The organism is Maribacter confluentis (assembly GCF_030505015.1).
In the GTDB taxonomy this organism is placed as follows: Bacteria; Bacteroidota; Bacteroidia; order Flavobacteriales; family Flavobacteriaceae; genus Maribacter; species Maribacter sedimenticola.
Map to the genome: position 1 here is coordinate 987,054 of NZ_JAUKUC010000001.1, position 17,081 is coordinate 1,004,134.

Sequence of the window (17,081 nt, forward strand, 5' to 3'; positions counted from 1 at the left end):
GGAAAATTCTTTCCGACTATGCTAAAATCAAATAAGAGTATCATATCGTCCTTAGATTGGATTGCACAAATTCCCTCCTCCATTGCAATCATAGATACCGATCTAAAATTAAAAAGCGCTTCTCCAAAATGGCTTTCAACATTTAATTTTTGTTTAGAAAAAATCAAGGACCAACAAATTCTTGACCTATTTCCACAATTAGGACCAGAGTTCCAAACAAGGCTATCTTATAGTCTAGATGGTCTCAGGGATATAAAATTTAAGCATAGCCCTATCCTCCAAACGGATACACAGCAAAATTCATTTTGGCATTTAAACCCTTGGAAAGATGGTTACGGAAATATAATTGGCGTTATCATTAAAGTAGAAACCATATCAAAAGCTCAAGAACTGCAATGGGAATTAAATAAGACAAAACGCCTTCTAGATGAAAAGAGTTCCATCGCACAAATAGGAAGCTGGGAATACGATATCAAGGAAAACAATTTACAGTGGACACCTGCAGTATATAAGATTTATGGTGTTACCAATGAATTCATACCTACTATAGAAAAGGCCATTCATTTTTATTTACCTGAAACCTCTAGAAAAACCATAAAGGATTCCTTGAAAAATGCCATACAATCCGGCTTACCTTGGAATGAAAAATTGAAATTAAAACAAAAGGACGGTACGGTTATCTGGGTAAATTCCATAGGGCGCCCAAAATTTAAGGATGGCAAGTGCACAAGAATAATTGGTACCATACAAAATATTACCGATACCATTCTAGCAAATTCAACAACGCCCACCGTAGAACCAGCCAAGTATCCCTTATTTGAAAAGGTCCCTTTTGGTTTAGCTATTATTGATTGGTCATCTGGGCAAATTAAAGATGTAAACAATAGACTTCTACAACTCACGGAATTTGAGAAAACGCATTTCCTTCAACGACGTTTCACTGAATTTATCAAAAAAACCCAGCAAACGGACTTTGGCATGCTTAGTAAGCAATTATCGGATAGCGGTGAGTTCAGTGCATTTAAAACTACATTTACCACCAAGAACAATAAGAATATTACTATACAGATTTATGGGACAGTTCTTCAGGGTGATATAGATGACAATATACTCTGCACTATTGAAAATATCTCATCACAAACCAACTTGGAAAGAAATTTTAAGAAGACCATTAGGTTATCTAAGGAAAAAAATGAAAAGCTATTGAACTTTGCCCATATGGTGTCTCACAACCTTAAGACGCATGCCACCAACTTTTCATTACTGCTTAACTTTTTAAATGCAGAAAATGGCGTGCACGAACGCAAGAAATTAATGAATATGTTGTTTAGTGCATCTGACAACTTAACGGAAACAATAAAAGGATTAAGGGAAATAGTTGAGATACGTTCCAATATTAATCTAGAAAAAAAATCACTTTCCCTCAACGAACATGTTTTCCTAGTGGAGCAAAATGTAGCCGGTCTATTAAAGGAGACCAAAGGTAAAATTGTAAATGAAATAGCAGATACCGTAACAATTAAATCATTGCCTGCATATCTCAATAGCATTTTGACCAATTGCATCACAAACGCTATCAAATACAGAAAAGAAGGAAAAAGTCCCATAATCATAATTAGTGCCAAGGAAGAAAAAAATTATACGGTATTGAGCATTGAGGACAACGGAATTGGTATTGATCTTGAAAAACATGGCGACAAACTCTTTGGGCTATACAATACCTTTCATAGAAATATGGATTCTAGAGGAATTGGCCTGTATATAACTAAAAATCAAATAGAGGCAATGAACGGTAAAATAACCGCAATGAGCACTGTAGGACAAGGAACAACCTTTAAAATTTATTTCAATAAAAATTGATGGAGATTTTCTAAAATTGCCCCTATATCCTATTACACAACGTAATTTGAAACATTCACAACAAATATACCTTAAACCTACAAACACCAACTAATTTAGTAAGAAATTACATCGGTATGATTAAAGTTCCCCAAACATCGAGTACCTCTTTTATAATTAAACAATTGCCAACACCAACGGCATTTGTTGATACAAATTATAATATTATACATGCATCTGACAAATGGATGCAATTGTTTAAAAAGCATACGACTACACATAAAAAGTCCAGCCTTTTTAAATTGTTTCCCAACCTGAGTCCTAAATGGAAGAACGTGCTTGAAAACTGTTTTAAGGGTAATCCCCAACCATTAGGTATACACCAGGCACAGGATGACAATAACAATGAGTTATGGTATGAGTGGTCCAATTCTCCTTGGTACGATAACAATGAAGAAATTATTGGTGCCATTATACAGATTACGGATATCACAGATTCTATAAATAGCGAACTGGAACTTAATAAAAAAGACCTGTTATTAAAACAGCAGTCTGAAATAACTAAAATTGGCAGATGGGAGTATGATATAAATAACAATATCCTAACTTGGTGTAACATTACCAAGGCAATTCATGAAGTTCCGCCGCATTTTACCCCCAATATTGAAAATGCCATTTACTATTATAAAGAGGGCCATAGCCGTAATACAATATCCATGGCGCTATTTGAAGCTCAGGAAAAGGGCAAGGCATGGAGCAATCTAAAATTACAGATCGTAACCGCTAACGGAAAAGAAAAATGGGTTATGGCTGGTGGTAAACCAATTTACCACAATGGGGAATTAGTTGGTCTAATAGGTACATTCCAAGATATACAAGACCAGGTAGATGCCGACAACAAGACCTTGAACAATGAAAAATTATTGAGGACCTTGATTGACAATCTACCCGTTAACGTATACATAAAGGATACGGAATCTAGAAAGATATTGGTCAATAAAGCAGAGTGCGATTTTCTAGGCGTTGATAGTCCCGAAGAAATTTTAGGAAAAAGCGACTTTGACCTCTATCCTGCAGAATCTGCTGCCAGATCCAGGGAAGAGGACTTAATGGTAATGAATACCTTAAAACCCATTATCAGTAAGGAAACGCTTAACATAAAATTAGACGGCAAGGAAACCTCCTTCCTAAGCTCCAAGATTCCATTACTCAACAATAAAGGAGTTGCTTATGGTATTGTAGGTATAAGCTTGGACATCACCGCATTAAAAGAAAAGGAAACAGAATTAAGGAATATTATCAACATTGCATCTATCCAAAATAAGAAGCTGTTGAATTTTGCGCATATCGTATCGCATAACCTAAGATCGCATTCGGCAAATTTCAGCATGCTGCTCGACTTTTTAAATGATGAGGAAGATGAGGATGAGAAAAAGCGGATTATTAAGATGCTATCTGATTCCTCCAATAATTTATTGGAAACTTTGGATAATTTAAACGATGTTATTTCAATAAATACCAATACCAATATTGATAAAAAATCAATCAACCTATATAATAAGGTATTGGATGTACATCAATATTTAACAGGATATCTTCTTAACAACAAGGCGGAGATAAAGAATACTATACCCAAAACGTTTAAGGTAAAATCAGTACCTTCTTATTTGGACAGTATATTAAATAATTTCATTACTAATGCCGTAAAATATAAGGACCCTAAAAGAAACTCTAAAATTGTACTAAGTGCATTCAAGGAAGATGGTTATTCCGTATTGACCATTGCAGACAATGGCTTGGGAATTGATCTTGAAAAACATGGCAAAAAATTATTTGGCATGTACAAAACGTTCCATGAGCATAAAGATGCTAGAGGTATTGGTCTTTACATTACAAAAAATCAAATAGATGCCATGAACGGTAAAATTGAAGTGAGCAGTGAAGTAGGAAAAGGAACGGAATTCAAAATATTCTTTAATGACAAAAATTAGTGAGATCACTATAATCGATGATGATGCTATTACGGTTTTTGGTTTAAGAAAGTTAATTAGCCTTGCCGTTGAATGCGATATTATTGAATCTTATGCAAACGGGTTGTTGGCCATAGATGCCATGAAAGAAAAACTACATAAAAATAAATCTATCCCTAAAATATTATTTTTAGACATCAATATGCCTATAATGGACGGATGGGAATTTTTAGAAGCGTTTATACAATTACCCATTAAGGATAGGGTACGAATTAATATCGTTACATCTTCAATAGATCCCTATGACAAAAAACAATGGGAACATTACAGGACCAAAAGCCACCATTTGATCACGTTCAATCAAAAACCAATTGATAAATCCAAAATAGAGGATATAACAAAAATTGCCGAAAGCGTAAACTAATGATTAAATTTGTGCTTGTTTAACCGCATGCACACGCTTAATCCTTATTCCGGCAATGAGATCATTACTTCTATTTGTTATCTTTTCCCTATTATTTTCATGTAAAAAGGTTGAGGAAAACTACATACAGGAATTCCCTACCCCTTTTGAACAATCCAATAAAGAAGAAACGGCCACATATGAGGAGGTTTTGGATTTCTATAAAAAACTTGCCAAAGAGTTCTCCAGTATAAATATGCAAACTATTGGCACTACAGATAGTGGCCATCCATTACATGTCGTCACCTTTAGCCCAAAAGGCAACTTTAACTTTAAAAAGCTTAGCGTTGACCATACATTAATGCTAATAAACAATGGTATTCACCCAGGTGAAAGTGATGGTATTGACGCTACAATGCTTTTATTCAGGGATTTGGCCAGTCAAAAAATAGAAAGTCCCAAACAAACCATCATTGCAACTATCCCAATCTATAATATTGGAGGGGCATTAAACAGAAACAGTACCACCAGGGCAAACCAAAATGGCCCAAAGGCATACGGTTTTAGAGGTAATGCCAGAAATTATGACCTTAATAGGGATTTTATAAAGAGCGACACCAAAAATGCGGCAACTTTTGCCGAGATCTATCACCTTATCAATCCTGATGTTTTTATTGATAATCATGTTAGTAATGGTGCAGACTACCAATATACCCTTACACACCTTTTTACCCAACATAATAAATTGGGTGGTGCTTTAGGTAATTATGTCCATCAACAATTTATGCCCCTTTTAAAGGATTCCCTATTACAGGACAATTGGGAAATTACTCCCTATGTCAATGTTTTTAATAAACCACCGGAAACCGGGTTTCAACAATTTATGGACCACCCAAGATATTCCACCGGATACACCACCCTTTGGAACACCTTGGGCATGATGGTTGAAACCCATATGTTGAAACCCTATAAAGAACGCGTAGCGGGCACCTATGAACTCATGAAAAATATGATTGCCTTAAGTGATATTGAAAGTCCTAAAATTAAGGAATTTCGCACATTAAGGGCCAAAGAGTTGGCAGATGCTCAATATTACCCTATTGCATGGCAAGTAGACACAACAAAATCCAGTACAATTAAATTTAAGGGGTTTACAGCAGATACCATTACTAGTGAGGTTACAGGTTTTCCTAGATTAAAATTCAATAGACAGGCCCCAATAGAGAATGAAATTGAATACAAGGACTTTTTTATGGCATTGGATTCTATTGAAATACCCAAAGCCTATGTAATTGGCAAACAATGGTCTTCTATCATAGATAGGTTGAACATGAACCATATACAATATGAAACCATTAAAACGGATACCCTCATCCAAATTGAATCTTACAGCATTACGGATTACCAAACAGTGAGTGCTCCTTATGAAGGTCATTACCTTCATTACAACACCCAACTTTCAAAAGAAGATAGAGCTCAAAATTTTTATGCCGGCGATATTATTGTACCTGTTGATCAACCTGGTATTAGATATATCATTGAGACCTTGGAACCATCAGCTAAGGACTCATTTTTCAACTGGAACTTTTTTGACACCATTTTACAACAAAAAGAAGGATTTTCACCGTATGTTTTTGAAGACACCGCAATACAGATACTTAAAAATAATCCCGATTTACAAACTGCCTTTGAGAATAAAAGGAATACTGATCCCAATTTTAAGGAAAATTGGTATTCACAATTAGATTGGCTGTTTAAACAAAGTGATCTTTATGAAAAGGCACATATGCAATATCCTATATATAGGATTGCACGTACAGATTAATCCCCTTCAAATAAAATCTTGATATTGGCATAGGAATTCTGTAACGCCTTTTGGATCTTTATGGGTCCTTTCCATCTTACCTTTACGATTCCCTCTTTTTTCTCCGGTTTCAACTTACCGTTATAATCGGTCTTCATTGCATACCAATGCACTTGTTTTAGGGTATAGATGCCACCGTTCTTAAAAATATGGTATGTGGTGCGTAAAAAGTTTTCAATCTTTAATCCTTTGACCCCGGTTTCTTCCATGACTTCGCGTATGGCACAATCCTCTATTGATTCGCCCTTATCCAATTTACCCTTGGGCAAGTCCCACTTATCGTTCCTATATATAAACAATACCTTTCCTTCCTCATTGGTTACCACCCCTCCGGCCGCGACCACCAAAGGAATTTCCTTGGTGAATTTTTTTAGAATTTCCTCATGGTTTGGATGATAGATATAAGCCTCCGTTAATTTTTTCTTTTTTAAAGATTTAATTGCTTCTTGAATTGAATCTTGGTTGAGTAGAAAATACTCCCCATTTGCCGTTTCTGATAGTTTATTTGTTAAAATCAAAGGCAATTCATTGACAAAAACTTTATACATTTGCATCATGGTTTTAGACAAAAACACGGCTAAAAAAACAGCAGAGCTTCTGCTGCAAATTAATGCAATAAAATTGAAACCCGAAAATCCTTTTACATGGGCTTCTGGTTGGAATTCCCCTATCTATTGCGACAATAGAATTTTACTGTCCTACCCTATTATAAGAAATTATATAAGGGACGAAATGGCTAAGCAGGTAGAGCAACTCTACGGCAAGCCAGATTGTATTGTAGGTGTTGCAACAGGGGCCATAGGAATTGGGGCATTGGTAGCAGACAAGCTTAACCTACCCTTTGTTTATGTAAGGCCCCAACCAAAGTCACATGGCAGACAAAACCAGATTGAAGGGCATTTGGAGGCCAACCAGACCGTAGTGGTCATAGAAGACCTTATCAGCACCGGTAAAAGTAGCCTTAATGCCGTTGATGCTTTACGTGACCAAAAGGCAAACGTAAAAGGAATGTTGGCAATTTTCACCTATGGTTTTCAAACCGCATTGGATAATTTCAAGGATAAAAATACAGAGCTGCATACTTTAAGTAGTTATGAGTATCTAATAGAACAAGCATCTGACACAGGCTATGTAAAAGATGATCAGTTAAAAACATTAATGGAGTGGAGAAAAGACCCTTCTAAATGGACAAATAAATAAATATGTTTATAGAATCGCCAAAGGCAGAAGTTGCTAAAACACAAGAGGATACGTATAATTTCTTAAATGACCTGTCAAATTTTAGACAATTAATGCCAGATAACATTGATAAATTTGAAGTCCTTTCAGAAAACCGGTTTCTTTTTGCATTAAAAGGAATGCCGGAAATTGTTCTAGAAAAAAAAGAGGAAACCCCATATAATAAATTGGTGCTTGGGGCGGCAAGTGATAAACTTCCCTTTACATTAACTGCTGATATTATAGAACTATCCACTGAAAAAAGTGAGGTTACCTTAAGTTTTAATGGTGAGTTTAATGCTATGATGGCCATGATGATCAAGACCCCTATCACCAATTTCATTAAAACACTTTCAACAAATTTGGCCAAAGTTTAGTATTGCAACTGAACTTCCTTTAACCCAAATTCGCGTAAAGTACCATCATCTAGCTCAACTTTGAGCTTACCACTTTTACTTACCCCTATAATACTTCCGGATAGCATATTCTTATCTTGGTCCAAAAAATGGCTATGCTCCCCATTTTTAAATAAATTGGATTCATAGGATTTATAGAGCCTTTCTTCCATGTCAACCATAGGTCTTTTTAAATGCCGGTATAAATGATCGACCAGAATGCCGAAAATGTTCTCCAAGTTTTGTTCGCTACCAAAAATATTGATCAAAGAAGATGCATTTGGGGCATAATTAAAGGCCACTTGGTTTACATTTAGTCCAAAACCAATGATACTCCTTTTTATTTTACTGCCAGCCAGCATATTCTCTATTAAAATACCACCAATTTTTGAATTACCTGACAGAATGTCGTTAGGCCATTTTACACTTAGATTGGGTACTCCCAATGTCTGCAAAGCCTCTAAAATTGCTAGTGAAACAGAAATACTAAGTACAAACATTTTATCCACAGGAATAGCTAAATCTTTTTTTAAAAAACTGATTGCTAGATTTTTACCTTCTTCAAACTCCCATTTGCTATTTAACTGCCCCCTACCTGCCGTTTGATTTTTCGTCATTACAACCGTAAAATCATTTAAATTGGTCTGGGTCGATAATTCTTTTAAATAAGTATTTGTAGAGGCCGTGGCATCAAGTTTGATTATTTGCATTTGCGGTACATATTGTTATTCTTTAATGTATTGTTAAAAACTAGACCTAAAAGAACAAAAAAATAATAACTTTGTAAAAATTAAAAATTTTGAATGCAGGAAAGAAAAGCTAGCGTAGATGAGTTAATTGCATTAATTATACAAGGAGTTGACGAAGTAAAAGGACACAATATAAATCTATTGGATTTAAGAGAAATTGAAAATACCGTTTGTGATTACTTCATAATTTGTAACGGTACATCCAATACGCATGTAAATGCTATCGTAGGATCAATCCAAAAAACAGTAAGCAAAGCAATTCAAGATAAACCTTGGCATGTAGAAGGCGAGGATAATGCCGAGTGGGTACTAATGGACTATGTAAACGTCGTAGTTCATGTATTCCAAAAGCAAGTTCGTGAATATTACGATATAGAAGGCCTATGGGGTGACGCAAAGTTCACCGTCATAGATAGCAGCGTTAATCAATAAAAAATTAAAATGGCAAAAGAAAACAAAACAAATCCAAAAAAACCAAAATTTAGCTCTTGGTGGATTTATGGATTGGTAGCAGTATTACTTATAGGCTTTCAACTATTTAGTAGTGATGATTTGGCAAGTACCAATAAGACAACTACCTCAGAACTTCAAGAATATTTACGGAACGGGGATGTCAAGAAAATTCTGATCATCACAAACACCAACCAGGCAAAGGTGTTTTTGACCGATGAGGCAATTGCAAAAGATGTCCATAAGGACGTTAACGAAAAGTCGTTTTTGCCCACATCTGACAATGTACCCCAATACACTTTAGATTATGGTGATCTTCAAATATTCCAGAATGAAATTACCGATATTAAAAAGGAGAACAATTTAGATACCATCATAGAATTTGGAAAGGAATCAACGGCCATTATAGATTTCTTACTGTCCTTGTTGCCTTTTGTACTTATCATTGGTATATGGATTTATTTGATGCGTAGAATGTCCGGCGGTGGCGGTGGAGGCGCAGGAGGTCAAATTTTCAACATTGGAAAATCAAAGGCTAAACTGTTTGATGAAAAGACAGATACAAGAACATCGTTCAAGGATGTTGCCGGTTTAGAAGGCGCAAAGGAAGAAGTTGAGGAGATTGTTGAGTTCCTAAGAAATCCGGACAAGTATACCTCCTTAGGTGGTAAAATACCTAAAGGTGCATTATTGGTAGGCCCTCCAGGTACCGGTAAGACGTTATTGGCAAAAGCGGTTGCCGGAGAAGCCAAAGTTCCTTTCTTCTCGTTATCTGGTTCAGATTTCGTAGAAATGTTCGTTGGTGTAGGTGCATCTAGGGTACGTGACCTCTTCAAACAAGCAAAAGACAAATCGCCTGCTATCATATTCATTGATGAAATTGATGCCATAGGTAGAGCAAGGGGTAAAAATAACTTCACGGGATCTAACGATGAGCGTGAGAATACCCTTAATCAGTTATTAACGGAAATGGATGGTTTTGGAACCAATACTAACGTAATTGTACTAGCCGCCACCAACCGTGCCGATGTATTGGATAAAGCATTGATGCGTGCCGGTAGATTTGACCGTCAAATATATGTTGACCTACCGGATATTCGTGAGCGCAAGGAAATTTTTGAAGTTCACCTAAGACCCATTAAAACCCTGGAAACGTTAGATCTGGACTTTTTGGCCAGACAAACCCCGGGATTTTCTGGTGCGGATATTGCCAATGTTTGTAATGAAGCAGCATTAATTGCAGCAAGAAACGAGAAAAAAGCAGTAGACAAGCAAGATTTCCTTGATGCGGTAGATAGAATCGTTGGTGGACTTGAAAAGAAAAATAAGATTATAACTCCAGGAGAGAAAGAAACCATAGCTTACCATGAAGCCGGTCATGCCACTACGAGTTGGATGCTGGAACATGCCGCTCCATTGGTCAAGGTAACCATTGTACCAAGAGGCCAATCTTTGGGTGCCGCATGGTACTTGCCAGAAGAGCGTTTAATCGTAAGACCTGAACAAATGTTAGATGAAATGTGTGCTACTATGGGCGGTAGGGCTGCAGAAAAAGTCATCTTTAATAAAATATCTACCGGTGCGTTAAGTGATTTGGAAAAGGTAACCAAACAAGCTAGGGCCATGGTTACCATTTACGGACTTAATGATGAAATAGGAAATATAACCTATTACGATTCTTCAGGTCAAGATTCTTACGGATTCTCCAAACCATATAGTGAGGATACTGCTAGAAAAATAGACGCTGAAATCTCTAAGATCATAGAAGAACAATATCAAAGAGCCATAAAAGTCCTAACGGAAAATAAAGATAAACTTACCACTTTGGCAGAAAGATTATTGGAGAAAGAAGTTATCTTTAAAGAGGATTTGGAAAAAATCTTTGGCAAACGAAATTTCGAAAAAGATATCTTAGCTTTAGAAAACGAAAAAAAACTGAACGAAGAGAAAGATTCTAAGGAAATAGAAGATCAGGAAATTACAGAGAATAATTAATATTGCATTAATTTAACCGGCAATTGTTATAACAGAATAAATGGGGATTTTAGATATGTTATTTGGTGGGGGTAAAAAGAAGGTTTCTAAAGAAACTGCTGAAACCCGTGGTGACCATATGCCAGACCTAAACATTCCCGTAGATGAGAAATTTACCATCCATTTTAAAAAAAATGGTGGTAAATTCATTTACTGTATCAATGATGCCGAAATTTCCAATGCCATACAGAATATTGTAATCGAGAACAATTGGGAAAACGAGCCTTTTTATATTTTAAATAAAAGACTTGCCGAAAAATTCTCAAAGGAATCTATTACCTACACCGACAATCCTAGGGATAGCGAGGTGTTTTTCACTACATGCGAACATCTAATAGCCCAAAATGGCAGTATATTGGTGTGCTCCAACCAGTTATTGGAAAAAAAGGTAAATGAACTTCCAAGTAACGTTGTGGTTTTTGCAACCACAAGTCAATTGGTAGAATCTATAGGCGAAGGTCTAAAAACGATCAAGAAAAAATACGGACAAAAAATACCGGCCAATATTACAACGTTAAAACACTTTAAGGCTACCGCAGAAAATTCAGATGATTTCCTAACCTATGGTAGTAGCACTAAAAATCTTTATCTTTTACTACTGGAAGATTTATAGTATGAAGGAAATTTTACGAAGGTCATTAACAGGGGCGGTTTATATCATCCTATTGCTATCTGCAGTTTTTCTCAGTTCAGATGCTTTTGATTTTTTGTTCATGACCTTTGGCCTAGCGTGTCTTTACGAATATAAAAAGCTGGTAGGATTAAAAGGCTATCATATTTTTGCTGCTTATTTGGCTCTTTGGTGGGCGTTTATTTATTTGGTGAAAGACCATCAAGTAATCAATATATTAATGGTAATTACCATTGCCGTTGATTTATACCTGCTCTATAATTTATTTTCCAAAAAGGAAATTAAGTATACCAAGTTTTTAAAATTTATAATTGGCCTGTTCTATATAGGAGGAGGTTGTATTTTTTTAACTATGATTCCTTACAAGAATGATGCTTTTGCAAAATTATTGATTATGGGAATTTTTATATTAATTTGGGTAAACGATTCCTTTGCCTATCTAGTAGGGAAAAGCATTGGCAGAACTAAATTGTTTCCATCGGTTTCGCCTAAGAAAACGGTTGAAGGTACGCTGGGCGGACTAATTTTTGCACTTGCCGCAGCTTATTTGATCGCTACACAGGAACAGTTGATAAGTCCTATACAATGGATGATTATGGCTACTGTAATCGTTGTAGCGGGTAGTATAGGGGATTTAATAGAATCTAAATTTAAAAGAGCGGCAGGAGTTAAGGACAGTGGTGCAATTTTACCCGGTCATGGTGGAATGTTAGACCGTTTGGATAGTCTTGTATTTGCTGCACCTTTTGCCTATTTAACGTTAAATATTTTTAGTTATGTTTCATAGAGAGGGACAAAAAATTATATTGTTTTCTTTTTGCCTGGTTGGTATAAGTGTCATTTTAGCACACTATTTCATAGACATCTCATGGTTAAAACTTACCGTTCAGTTACTTGGATTGGTAGCCATGGTTGCTATTTTGCAGTTTTTTAGAAACCCTAAAAGGCTTGCTATTAAAAACTTTGATGAAATCCTTTCTCCTGTAGATGGTAAGGTTGTAGTCATTGAAGAAGTTTTTGAAAAGGAATATTTTAAGGAAAAAAGAAGGCAGGTATCTATTTTTATGTCCCCCACCAATGTACATGTAACCCGTTACCCCGCAAGTGGCACCATATCTTTCTCCAAGTACCACCCAGGGAAATATCTAGTAGCCTGGCACCCTAAGGCCAGCGAGGAAAACGAACGTACGACAGTAGTAATTAAAACCCCTAAATTTGGTGAAATCCTTTACCGCCAAATAGCAGGTGCCATGGCAAGGCGCATTGTAAATTATGCTGAAAAAGGAGAAAGTGTACAACAGGGAGACGATTCCGGTTTTATAAAATTTGGTTCTAGGGTAGACTTGTTCTTACCTTTAGATAGTCAAATTAATGTAAAATTGAATCAAAAAGTAAAAGGAGCGCAAACTTGCATTGCCACTTTTGTTGACCCAAATGAAAAAGAAGAAATCACTTATTGAGTTTGAAAAGGCCGTAGCCTATGTCAATAGTTTTACAGAGCCTATTCCTGCCGATGTTCTTCTAAAGCTATACGCCTACTACAAAATTGCAAATTCCAATTTTGACAACCCTGGCAGCAAAACCCCTTTAATCAATGCATTTAAGGCAAATGCACTTTTTCAGGCTAAAAATTTAAGTAAAAAGGAAGCCATGAAATCCTATATAGCCTTAGTGGAAAAAGAGTTGAAATAAGCCTAATATCATGGTTTATTCCCGCAAAATAAACCCTTGGCCATGAATATTATCTATACTCAAACTATCATCCATCTCCAAATATTTACGTAATCGTGTAATAAATACGTTCAAGCTTTTCTTGTTAAAGTAGTCATTTACACCCCATAATTTTATCAAAATATCCTTATGACTACACAATTTATTCTTTCTCACCACCAAATAATGTAATAGTTCACTTTCTTTGGTCGTCAAGTGAAATGCTTCATTTTTAAACATCAATTCTTGATTGATCACATTAAATGTATACCTGCCAATCTTAAAAATGGTGGCTTTTTCCCCAGCTGTGGTTCTTATGGACATCCTGGACAATAAATTTTCTATTCTAATGACCAGTTCTTCTTCATCAATAGGTTTTTTCAAATAATCTACTGCGCCTATATAAAAACCTTTTAATACGTCTACTTTAAGAGAACGTGCGGTCAAAAACAAAAAAGGTAGCTCTGGAAAACACTCTTTAATTTGTTCGGCAAGGGTAAAGCCATCCATACCTGGCATTGTAATATCCAATATTGCCAAATCATATTTTACGGTTTCCAAATTTTTAAGTGCACTTTCCCCATTGGTAAACCAACTTATTTCAAAATTTTTCATCCTAAGGTATTCGGATAACAAATACCCTAGATCTGTACTGTCCTCTACTAAGATTATATTATGTTTATTCATTGCTCAGGGGTATTAAAAGAGATATTTGGGTTCCCTTGCCAACCTCACTTTTCACTTCAACTTTTCCTTTATGTTTTTCCACAATATTTCTTACGTAACTTAATCCAAGTCCGTAACCTTTTACCATAGTGCGCTCATTGCCCGTAACCCTATAATACTTTAAAAATATCTTTTTCTGTTCATTTAAGGATATTCCTTGACCGTTATCCGCTATCTCAATGACCAACCAATTATCCTTTTTAAAAGCGTTGAGTTGAATGACCGGGCTTTCTGCATATTTCTTTGCATTGTCCAAGATATTGTTAATCGCATTTTCTAAATGAAAAACTTCAGTTCTCAATATAAATTCCCCTTCGTGTATCTGATAGCTAAAGGTTGCCTTTTCAATGGTCACCAATGTGGCAAATTCTTTGCACAAATTGAGCAAATAAGGTCTAAAATCAACTTTTTCAAAATTTAAAACCTTCTTTTCGGACTCTAAACTACCTAGCTCCAAAACTTTGTCAATATGTACAGATAGTCTTTTTACCTGCTGCCTGATCATTTCTAAAATTGGTTTTTGATTTGACAGGGCGGTTTCATCCAAAATTTTAGTGGCCAAACCAATTGAGAATACAGGTGTTTTTAATTCATGGGTTAAATTATTAATAAATTCATTGGTCGTGGTAATTACACGCCGTTGCCAATAAAATGTTCGCAACACCCAGACTACTGCAATACAAATACCCAAAATGAATAGGATACTCGGTAAGGTAAAACCATTTAACTTGGATAAAAAATACCCGTTCAAGTTCCTAAAATGTAATTCTAGCACTAGTCTTTTTCCAAGAAGTTGAGATAAATATCCGGTAAGCTCAATAGGATAAGACTCCACATTGTCCTTAACTTTAAATTGTTTTGGCGATTGAAGATAAAATGCAGAATCCTTGGTGTGAAGGGTATAACTAAAGTCTGAATCAATCCCATTATTAACCAATTTTTCCGTGATATAATCATTTAAGAAAAAACTTGAGGCATCCTGTATACTATCTACGCTCATGGTAAAATATGCAGTATCCTTTTTAAGGGCACTGCCCAATAAAAAGGTGAGCTGGTTTTTGGATTGTAATCCTAAGGAAACATCACTACTTACTTTACCTAGATTAGTGTTGAACTGGAGTTTTGCCAGATTAAGACCAATCTTTAAATATTGGTATTGTATAATGGCCAATCCAAACAAGGAAATAAATAAAAGGGCTACATACAGGTTTCTCTTCTTCCACATAATCCTTAAAGAAACTCAATTAGTTCTTAATATTAAACAAACTTAAACTTTCATTAAGTGCATTAACTTTTCATTAATCTTTTTTGCACATTGGTTAACCCCAAAATTAGGTGATAGTATTAATTTGGCCGTGAGTTAATTAATTAAACTTAAGTCACTTAAGTTATTTCAAATCATATTATGGTCATCTTCTTAATTTTAGGAGTTGACCATTTTCTATCAAACGACCAAACCAACAATATTATGAACCGCAAACAACTACCTTTATTGGTTATTTTTTTAATAACAGTATTAAATGTTAAGGCACAAGGCTGTGTTGCCATTCGCCACTTTTCCTCATGTGTAGGAAACAGCCTTGAAAACAACATTATAGGGAAAGGGGACTTTCAATTGGGTTTAAATTACAGATACTTTAAATCCTTTAGACATTTTAGGGGTACGGAGGAAGAACCGGATCGGGTAACGAATAATACAGAGGTGGTCAATTACTCCCATAGCACGGATTTCTTTTTAACTTATGGCATAAACAAAAAATTATATACCAGTATTACCATACCTACCGTCTTTAATTCAAGATCATCTTTATATGAGCATGGACGCAATGAAAGAAATACGACATTTTCAAGGGGACTTGGTGACATTCGTTTAGGTGTGGGCCTTTGGCTTTTGGACTTTGAAAAACATACTGAAGGAAATATTGCAGTTGGTCTAGGCTTAAAACTACCTACCGGAAATTATAATGCTTCTGATATCTTTTACAATGTAGGTCCAAGTGGTGAGCCGCAGACCAGACCGGTTGACCAATCCATACAACCTGGTGATGGCGGTCTAGGTTTTACCTTGGATGCGCAATTATACCAAAAATTATCGAATGGTATTTTTGGTTATGCCAGCGGTTTCTATCTTGTTAATCCTAGGGAAACCAATGGTATAAGAACCTTTAGGGAAACTTTAAATCCTATTCTTGAAAATGAGGCTATAACGGCGGTACCTGATCAATATTCCATAAGGACGGGATTAAGTTTTACCCTATCCCCTACGCTTTCAAGTTCTTTGGGTGCACGTTATGACTGCGTACCGGTAAAAGATTTAATTGGTGGCAATGATGGTTTTAGGCGACCCGGCAATGTATTATCAATTGACCCCGGACTAGCTTTGAACCAAGGTAATTTTTCCTTTAACCTAAATGTTCCTTTTGCTGTACGAAGAGAACGCCCACAAAGCATTACCGATCTACAAACAGAACAAGCTACCGGTTCTCCAAGACACGGAGATGCCGCTTTTGCCGATTATGTGATAAATTTTGGAGTTACATATAGAGTGTACAATACTAAAGTTAAAATTGACCAAGAATTACTTGATGAATTCAAGAAATAAAATGTTAGAGTAACGTTATGACCTATAAATTAAACGTACAGTTCAATAACAGAATTTTACCATCGACCATTGGTTTAGTCTATCTTTTTTTTGGTCTTCTTAAATTTTTTCCCAATACCAGCCCAGCAGAAGACCTTGTAGAAGAAACGATAACCAATCTAACATACAACTTAGTTCCTGATCAAATGGGCTTATTACTCCTGGCGAGTTTTGAAACTTTCATAGGAATAGCATTCCTAGCAAATCTTAGAAATAAATATATCATCTATTCTGCCATAGCACATATAGTAATGACATTTACACCGGTATTTATTTTACCTGAACTTCTTTTTGGTAAAAATGAATTTACAATCACTTTATTAAGCCAATACATATTTAAGAACATAATTATTTTAGGAGCATTTTTATTTTTTATAAAAGAATTTAAAGTGGATAAGAAAAAGGGTTATAACCGACCAATTATTAAAACCTATTAAATATGACTCTTTTA

At 35.5% G+C, this 17,081-nt stretch carries 18 protein-coding genes; 14 read left to right on the forward strand and 4 right to left on the reverse strand.

Translation table 11 applies throughout. The features are described from left to right. The first annotated feature begins 18 nt into the window (after nt 1-18). From Q2T41_RS04330 to Q2T41_RS04345, 4 genes are all read left to right on the forward strand, one after another. Complete coding sequence (locus Q2T41_RS04330) at nt 19-1,860, forward strand: ATP-binding protein (RefSeq protein WP_304435085.1); 1,842 nt, start codon at nt 19-21, stop codon at nt 1,858-1,860. Between the two features lie 116 nt (nt 1,861-1,976). After that, the gene (locus Q2T41_RS04335) at nt 1,977-3,830 is read left to right on the forward strand and encodes a PAS domain-containing sensor histidine kinase (RefSeq protein WP_304435086.1); all 1,854 of its coding nucleotides are present in this window, start codon (nt 1,977-1,979) and stop codon (nt 3,828-3,830) included. Next, on the forward strand, nt 3,817-4,233 hold the full coding sequence (locus Q2T41_RS04340) for a response regulator transcription factor (protein ID WP_304435087.1): 417 nt from the start codon (nt 3,817-3,819) through the stop codon (nt 4,231-4,233). The genes Q2T41_RS04335 and Q2T41_RS04340 overlap by 14 nt, the downstream gene beginning before the upstream one ends. 55 nt (nt 4,234-4,288) lie before the next feature. Next, complete coding sequence (locus Q2T41_RS04345; protein ID WP_304435088.1) at nt 4,289-6,037, forward strand: M14 family metallopeptidase; 1,749 nt, start codon at nt 4,289-4,291, stop codon at nt 6,035-6,037. Here Q2T41_RS04345 and Q2T41_RS04350 read toward each other — a convergent pair. Next, on the reverse strand, nt 6,034-6,624 hold the full coding sequence (locus Q2T41_RS04350; RefSeq protein ID WP_089263101.1) for an NUDIX hydrolase: 591 nt from the start codon (nt 6,622-6,624) through the stop codon (nt 6,034-6,036). The two genes, Q2T41_RS04345 and Q2T41_RS04350, sit on opposite strands and share 4 nt — an antisense overlap. A gap of 7 nt (nt 6,625-6,631) precedes the next feature. Here Q2T41_RS04350 and pyrE point away from each other — a divergent pair, with 7 nt between their 5' ends. Both pyrE and Q2T41_RS04360 read left to right on the forward strand, forming a co-directional pair. After that, nucleotides 6,632-7,276 carry an orotate phosphoribosyltransferase gene (pyrE, locus tag Q2T41_RS04355; RefSeq protein ID WP_304435089.1) on the forward strand — a complete coding sequence of 215 codons (645 nt, stop codon included), beginning with the start codon at nt 6,632-6,634 and terminating at the stop codon, nt 7,274-7,276. 2 nt (nt 7,277-7,278) lie between these two features. Beyond that, nucleotides 7,279-7,671 carry an SRPBCC family protein gene (locus Q2T41_RS04360; protein ID WP_304435090.1) on the forward strand — a complete coding sequence of 131 codons (393 nt, stop codon included), beginning with the start codon at nt 7,279-7,281 and terminating at the stop codon, nt 7,669-7,671. Here Q2T41_RS04360 and Q2T41_RS04365 read toward each other — a convergent pair. Beyond that, nucleotides 7,668-8,399, reverse strand: a complete 732-nt coding sequence (locus Q2T41_RS04365) for a biotin--[acetyl-CoA-carboxylase] ligase (protein WP_304435091.1) — start codon at nt 8,397-8,399, stop codon at nt 7,668-7,670. The two genes, Q2T41_RS04360 and Q2T41_RS04365, sit on opposite strands and share 4 nt — an antisense overlap. Before the next feature lie 93 nt (nt 8,400-8,492). On the opposite strand from Q2T41_RS04365, the gene rsfS reads away from it, so the two are divergent. The 6 genes from rsfS to Q2T41_RS04395 are packed head-to-tail and all read left to right on the forward strand — an operon-like array spanning nt 8,493 to nt 13,245. Next, nucleotides 8,493-8,870, forward strand: coding sequence for a ribosome silencing factor (rsfS, locus tag Q2T41_RS04370; protein WP_089263038.1), 378 nt, complete (start codon nt 8,493-8,495; stop codon nt 8,868-8,870). A 9-nt stretch (nt 8,871-8,879) separates the two neighbouring features. After that, nucleotides 8,880-10,883, forward strand: a complete 2,004-nt coding sequence (gene ftsH, locus Q2T41_RS04375; protein ID WP_304435092.1) for an ATP-dependent zinc metalloprotease FtsH — start codon at nt 8,880-8,882, stop codon at nt 10,881-10,883. A 40-nt stretch (nt 10,884-10,923) separates the two neighbouring features. Beyond that, nucleotides 10,924-11,535 carry an LUD domain-containing protein gene (locus Q2T41_RS04380; RefSeq protein ID WP_144801636.1) on the forward strand — a complete coding sequence of 204 codons (612 nt, stop codon included), beginning with the start codon at nt 10,924-10,926 and terminating at the stop codon, nt 11,533-11,535. A gap of 1 nt (nt 11,536) precedes the next feature. Further along, nucleotides 11,537-12,340, forward strand: coding sequence for a phosphatidate cytidylyltransferase (locus Q2T41_RS04385; RefSeq protein ID WP_089263044.1), 804 nt, complete (start codon nt 11,537-11,539; stop codon nt 12,338-12,340). Further along, nucleotides 12,330-13,013 carry a phosphatidylserine decarboxylase family protein gene (locus tag Q2T41_RS04390; RefSeq protein WP_144801639.1) on the forward strand — a complete coding sequence of 228 codons (684 nt, stop codon included), beginning with the start codon at nt 12,330-12,332 and terminating at the stop codon, nt 13,011-13,013. The genes Q2T41_RS04385 and Q2T41_RS04390 overlap by 11 nt, the downstream gene beginning before the upstream one ends. Next, nucleotides 12,988-13,245 carry an acyl-CoA-binding protein gene (locus Q2T41_RS04395; RefSeq protein WP_089263048.1) on the forward strand — a complete coding sequence of 86 codons (258 nt, stop codon included), beginning with the start codon at nt 12,988-12,990 and terminating at the stop codon, nt 13,243-13,245. The genes Q2T41_RS04390 and Q2T41_RS04395 overlap by 26 nt, the downstream gene beginning before the upstream one ends. A gap of 15 nt (nt 13,246-13,260) precedes the next feature. Here the strand turns inward: Q2T41_RS04395 and Q2T41_RS04400 are convergent, their stop codons facing one another. Then, nucleotides 13,261-13,950, reverse strand: coding sequence for a response regulator transcription factor (locus Q2T41_RS04400; protein WP_304435093.1), 690 nt, complete (start codon nt 13,948-13,950; stop codon nt 13,261-13,263). Further along, nucleotides 13,943-15,214, reverse strand: coding sequence for a sensor histidine kinase (locus Q2T41_RS04405; RefSeq protein ID WP_304435094.1), 1,272 nt, complete (start codon nt 15,212-15,214; stop codon nt 13,943-13,945). Before Q2T41_RS04405 ends, Q2T41_RS04400 begins: the two co-directional genes overlap by 8 nt. A gap of 180 nt (nt 15,215-15,394) precedes the next feature. Between Q2T41_RS04405 and Q2T41_RS04410 the strand changes: the two genes are divergently transcribed. Together Q2T41_RS04410 and Q2T41_RS04415 are read left to right on the forward strand one after the other, a co-directional pair. After that, the gene (locus tag Q2T41_RS04410) at nt 15,395-16,591 is read left to right on the forward strand and encodes a transporter (protein WP_304435095.1); all 1,197 of its coding nucleotides are present in this window, start codon (nt 15,395-15,397) and stop codon (nt 16,589-16,591) included. A gap of 17 nt (nt 16,592-16,608) precedes the next feature. Continuing rightward, a complete protein-coding gene (locus tag Q2T41_RS04415; protein WP_304435096.1) occupies nt 16,609-17,067 on the forward strand; it encodes a doxx family protein in 459 nt (152 codons plus the stop codon). Nucleotides 17,068-17,081: the final 14 nt, after the last annotated feature.

Bases quoted from the DNA above. Each gene is read 5' to 3' on its own strand.
- Q2T41_RS04395 (WP_089263048.1), top strand. From the start codon at position 12,988: ATGAAAAAGAAGAAATCACTTATTGAGTTTGAAAAGGCCGTAGCCTAT.
- Q2T41_RS04385 (WP_089263044.1), top strand. From the start codon at position 11,537: ATGAAGGAAATTTTACGAAGGTCATTAACAGGGGCGGTTTATATCATC.
- Q2T41_RS04400 (WP_304435093.1), bottom strand. From the start codon at position 13,950: ATGAATAAACATAATATAATCTTAGTAGAGGACAGTACAGATCTAGGG.
- Q2T41_RS04405 (WP_304435094.1), bottom strand. From the start codon at position 15,214: ATGTGGAAGAAGAGAAACCTGTATGTAGCCCTTTTATTTATTTCCTTG.
- Q2T41_RS04350 (WP_089263101.1), bottom strand. From the start codon at position 6,624: ATGTATAAAGTTTTTGTCAATGAATTGCCTTTGATTTTAACAAATAAA.
- Q2T41_RS04415 (WP_304435096.1), top strand. From the start codon at position 16,609: ATGACCTATAAATTAAACGTACAGTTCAATAACAGAATTTTACCATCG.
- Q2T41_RS04390 (WP_144801639.1), top strand. From the start codon at position 12,330: ATGTTTCATAGAGAGGGACAAAAAATTATATTGTTTTCTTTTTGCCTG.
- Q2T41_RS04410 (WP_304435095.1), top strand. From the start codon at position 15,395: ATGGTCATCTTCTTAATTTTAGGAGTTGACCATTTTCTATCAAACGAC.
- Q2T41_RS04335 (WP_304435086.1), top strand. From the start codon at position 1,977: ATGATTAAAGTTCCCCAAACATCGAGTACCTCTTTTATAATTAAACAA.
- Q2T41_RS04380 (WP_144801636.1), top strand. From the start codon at position 10,924: ATGGGGATTTTAGATATGTTATTTGGTGGGGGTAAAAAGAAGGTTTCT.
- Q2T41_RS04330 (WP_304435085.1), top strand. From the start codon at position 19: ATGCTAAAATCAAATAAGAGTATCATATCGTCCTTAGATTGGATTGCA.
- pyrE (WP_304435089.1), top strand. From the start codon at position 6,632: ATGGTTTTAGACAAAAACACGGCTAAAAAAACAGCAGAGCTTCTGCTG.
- Q2T41_RS04360 (WP_304435090.1), top strand. From the start codon at position 7,279: ATGTTTATAGAATCGCCAAAGGCAGAAGTTGCTAAAACACAAGAGGAT.
- ftsH (WP_304435092.1), top strand. From the start codon at position 8,880: ATGGCAAAAGAAAACAAAACAAATCCAAAAAAACCAAAATTTAGCTCT.
- Q2T41_RS04345 (WP_304435088.1), top strand. From the start codon at position 4,289: ATGAGATCATTACTTCTATTTGTTATCTTTTCCCTATTATTTTCATGT.
- rsfS (WP_089263038.1), top strand. From the start codon at position 8,493: ATGCAGGAAAGAAAAGCTAGCGTAGATGAGTTAATTGCATTAATTATA.
- Q2T41_RS04340 (WP_304435087.1), top strand. From the start codon at position 3,817: ATGACAAAAATTAGTGAGATCACTATAATCGATGATGATGCTATTACG.
- Q2T41_RS04365 (WP_304435091.1), bottom strand. From the start codon at position 8,399: ATGCAAATAATCAAACTTGATGCCACGGCCTCTACAAATACTTATTTA.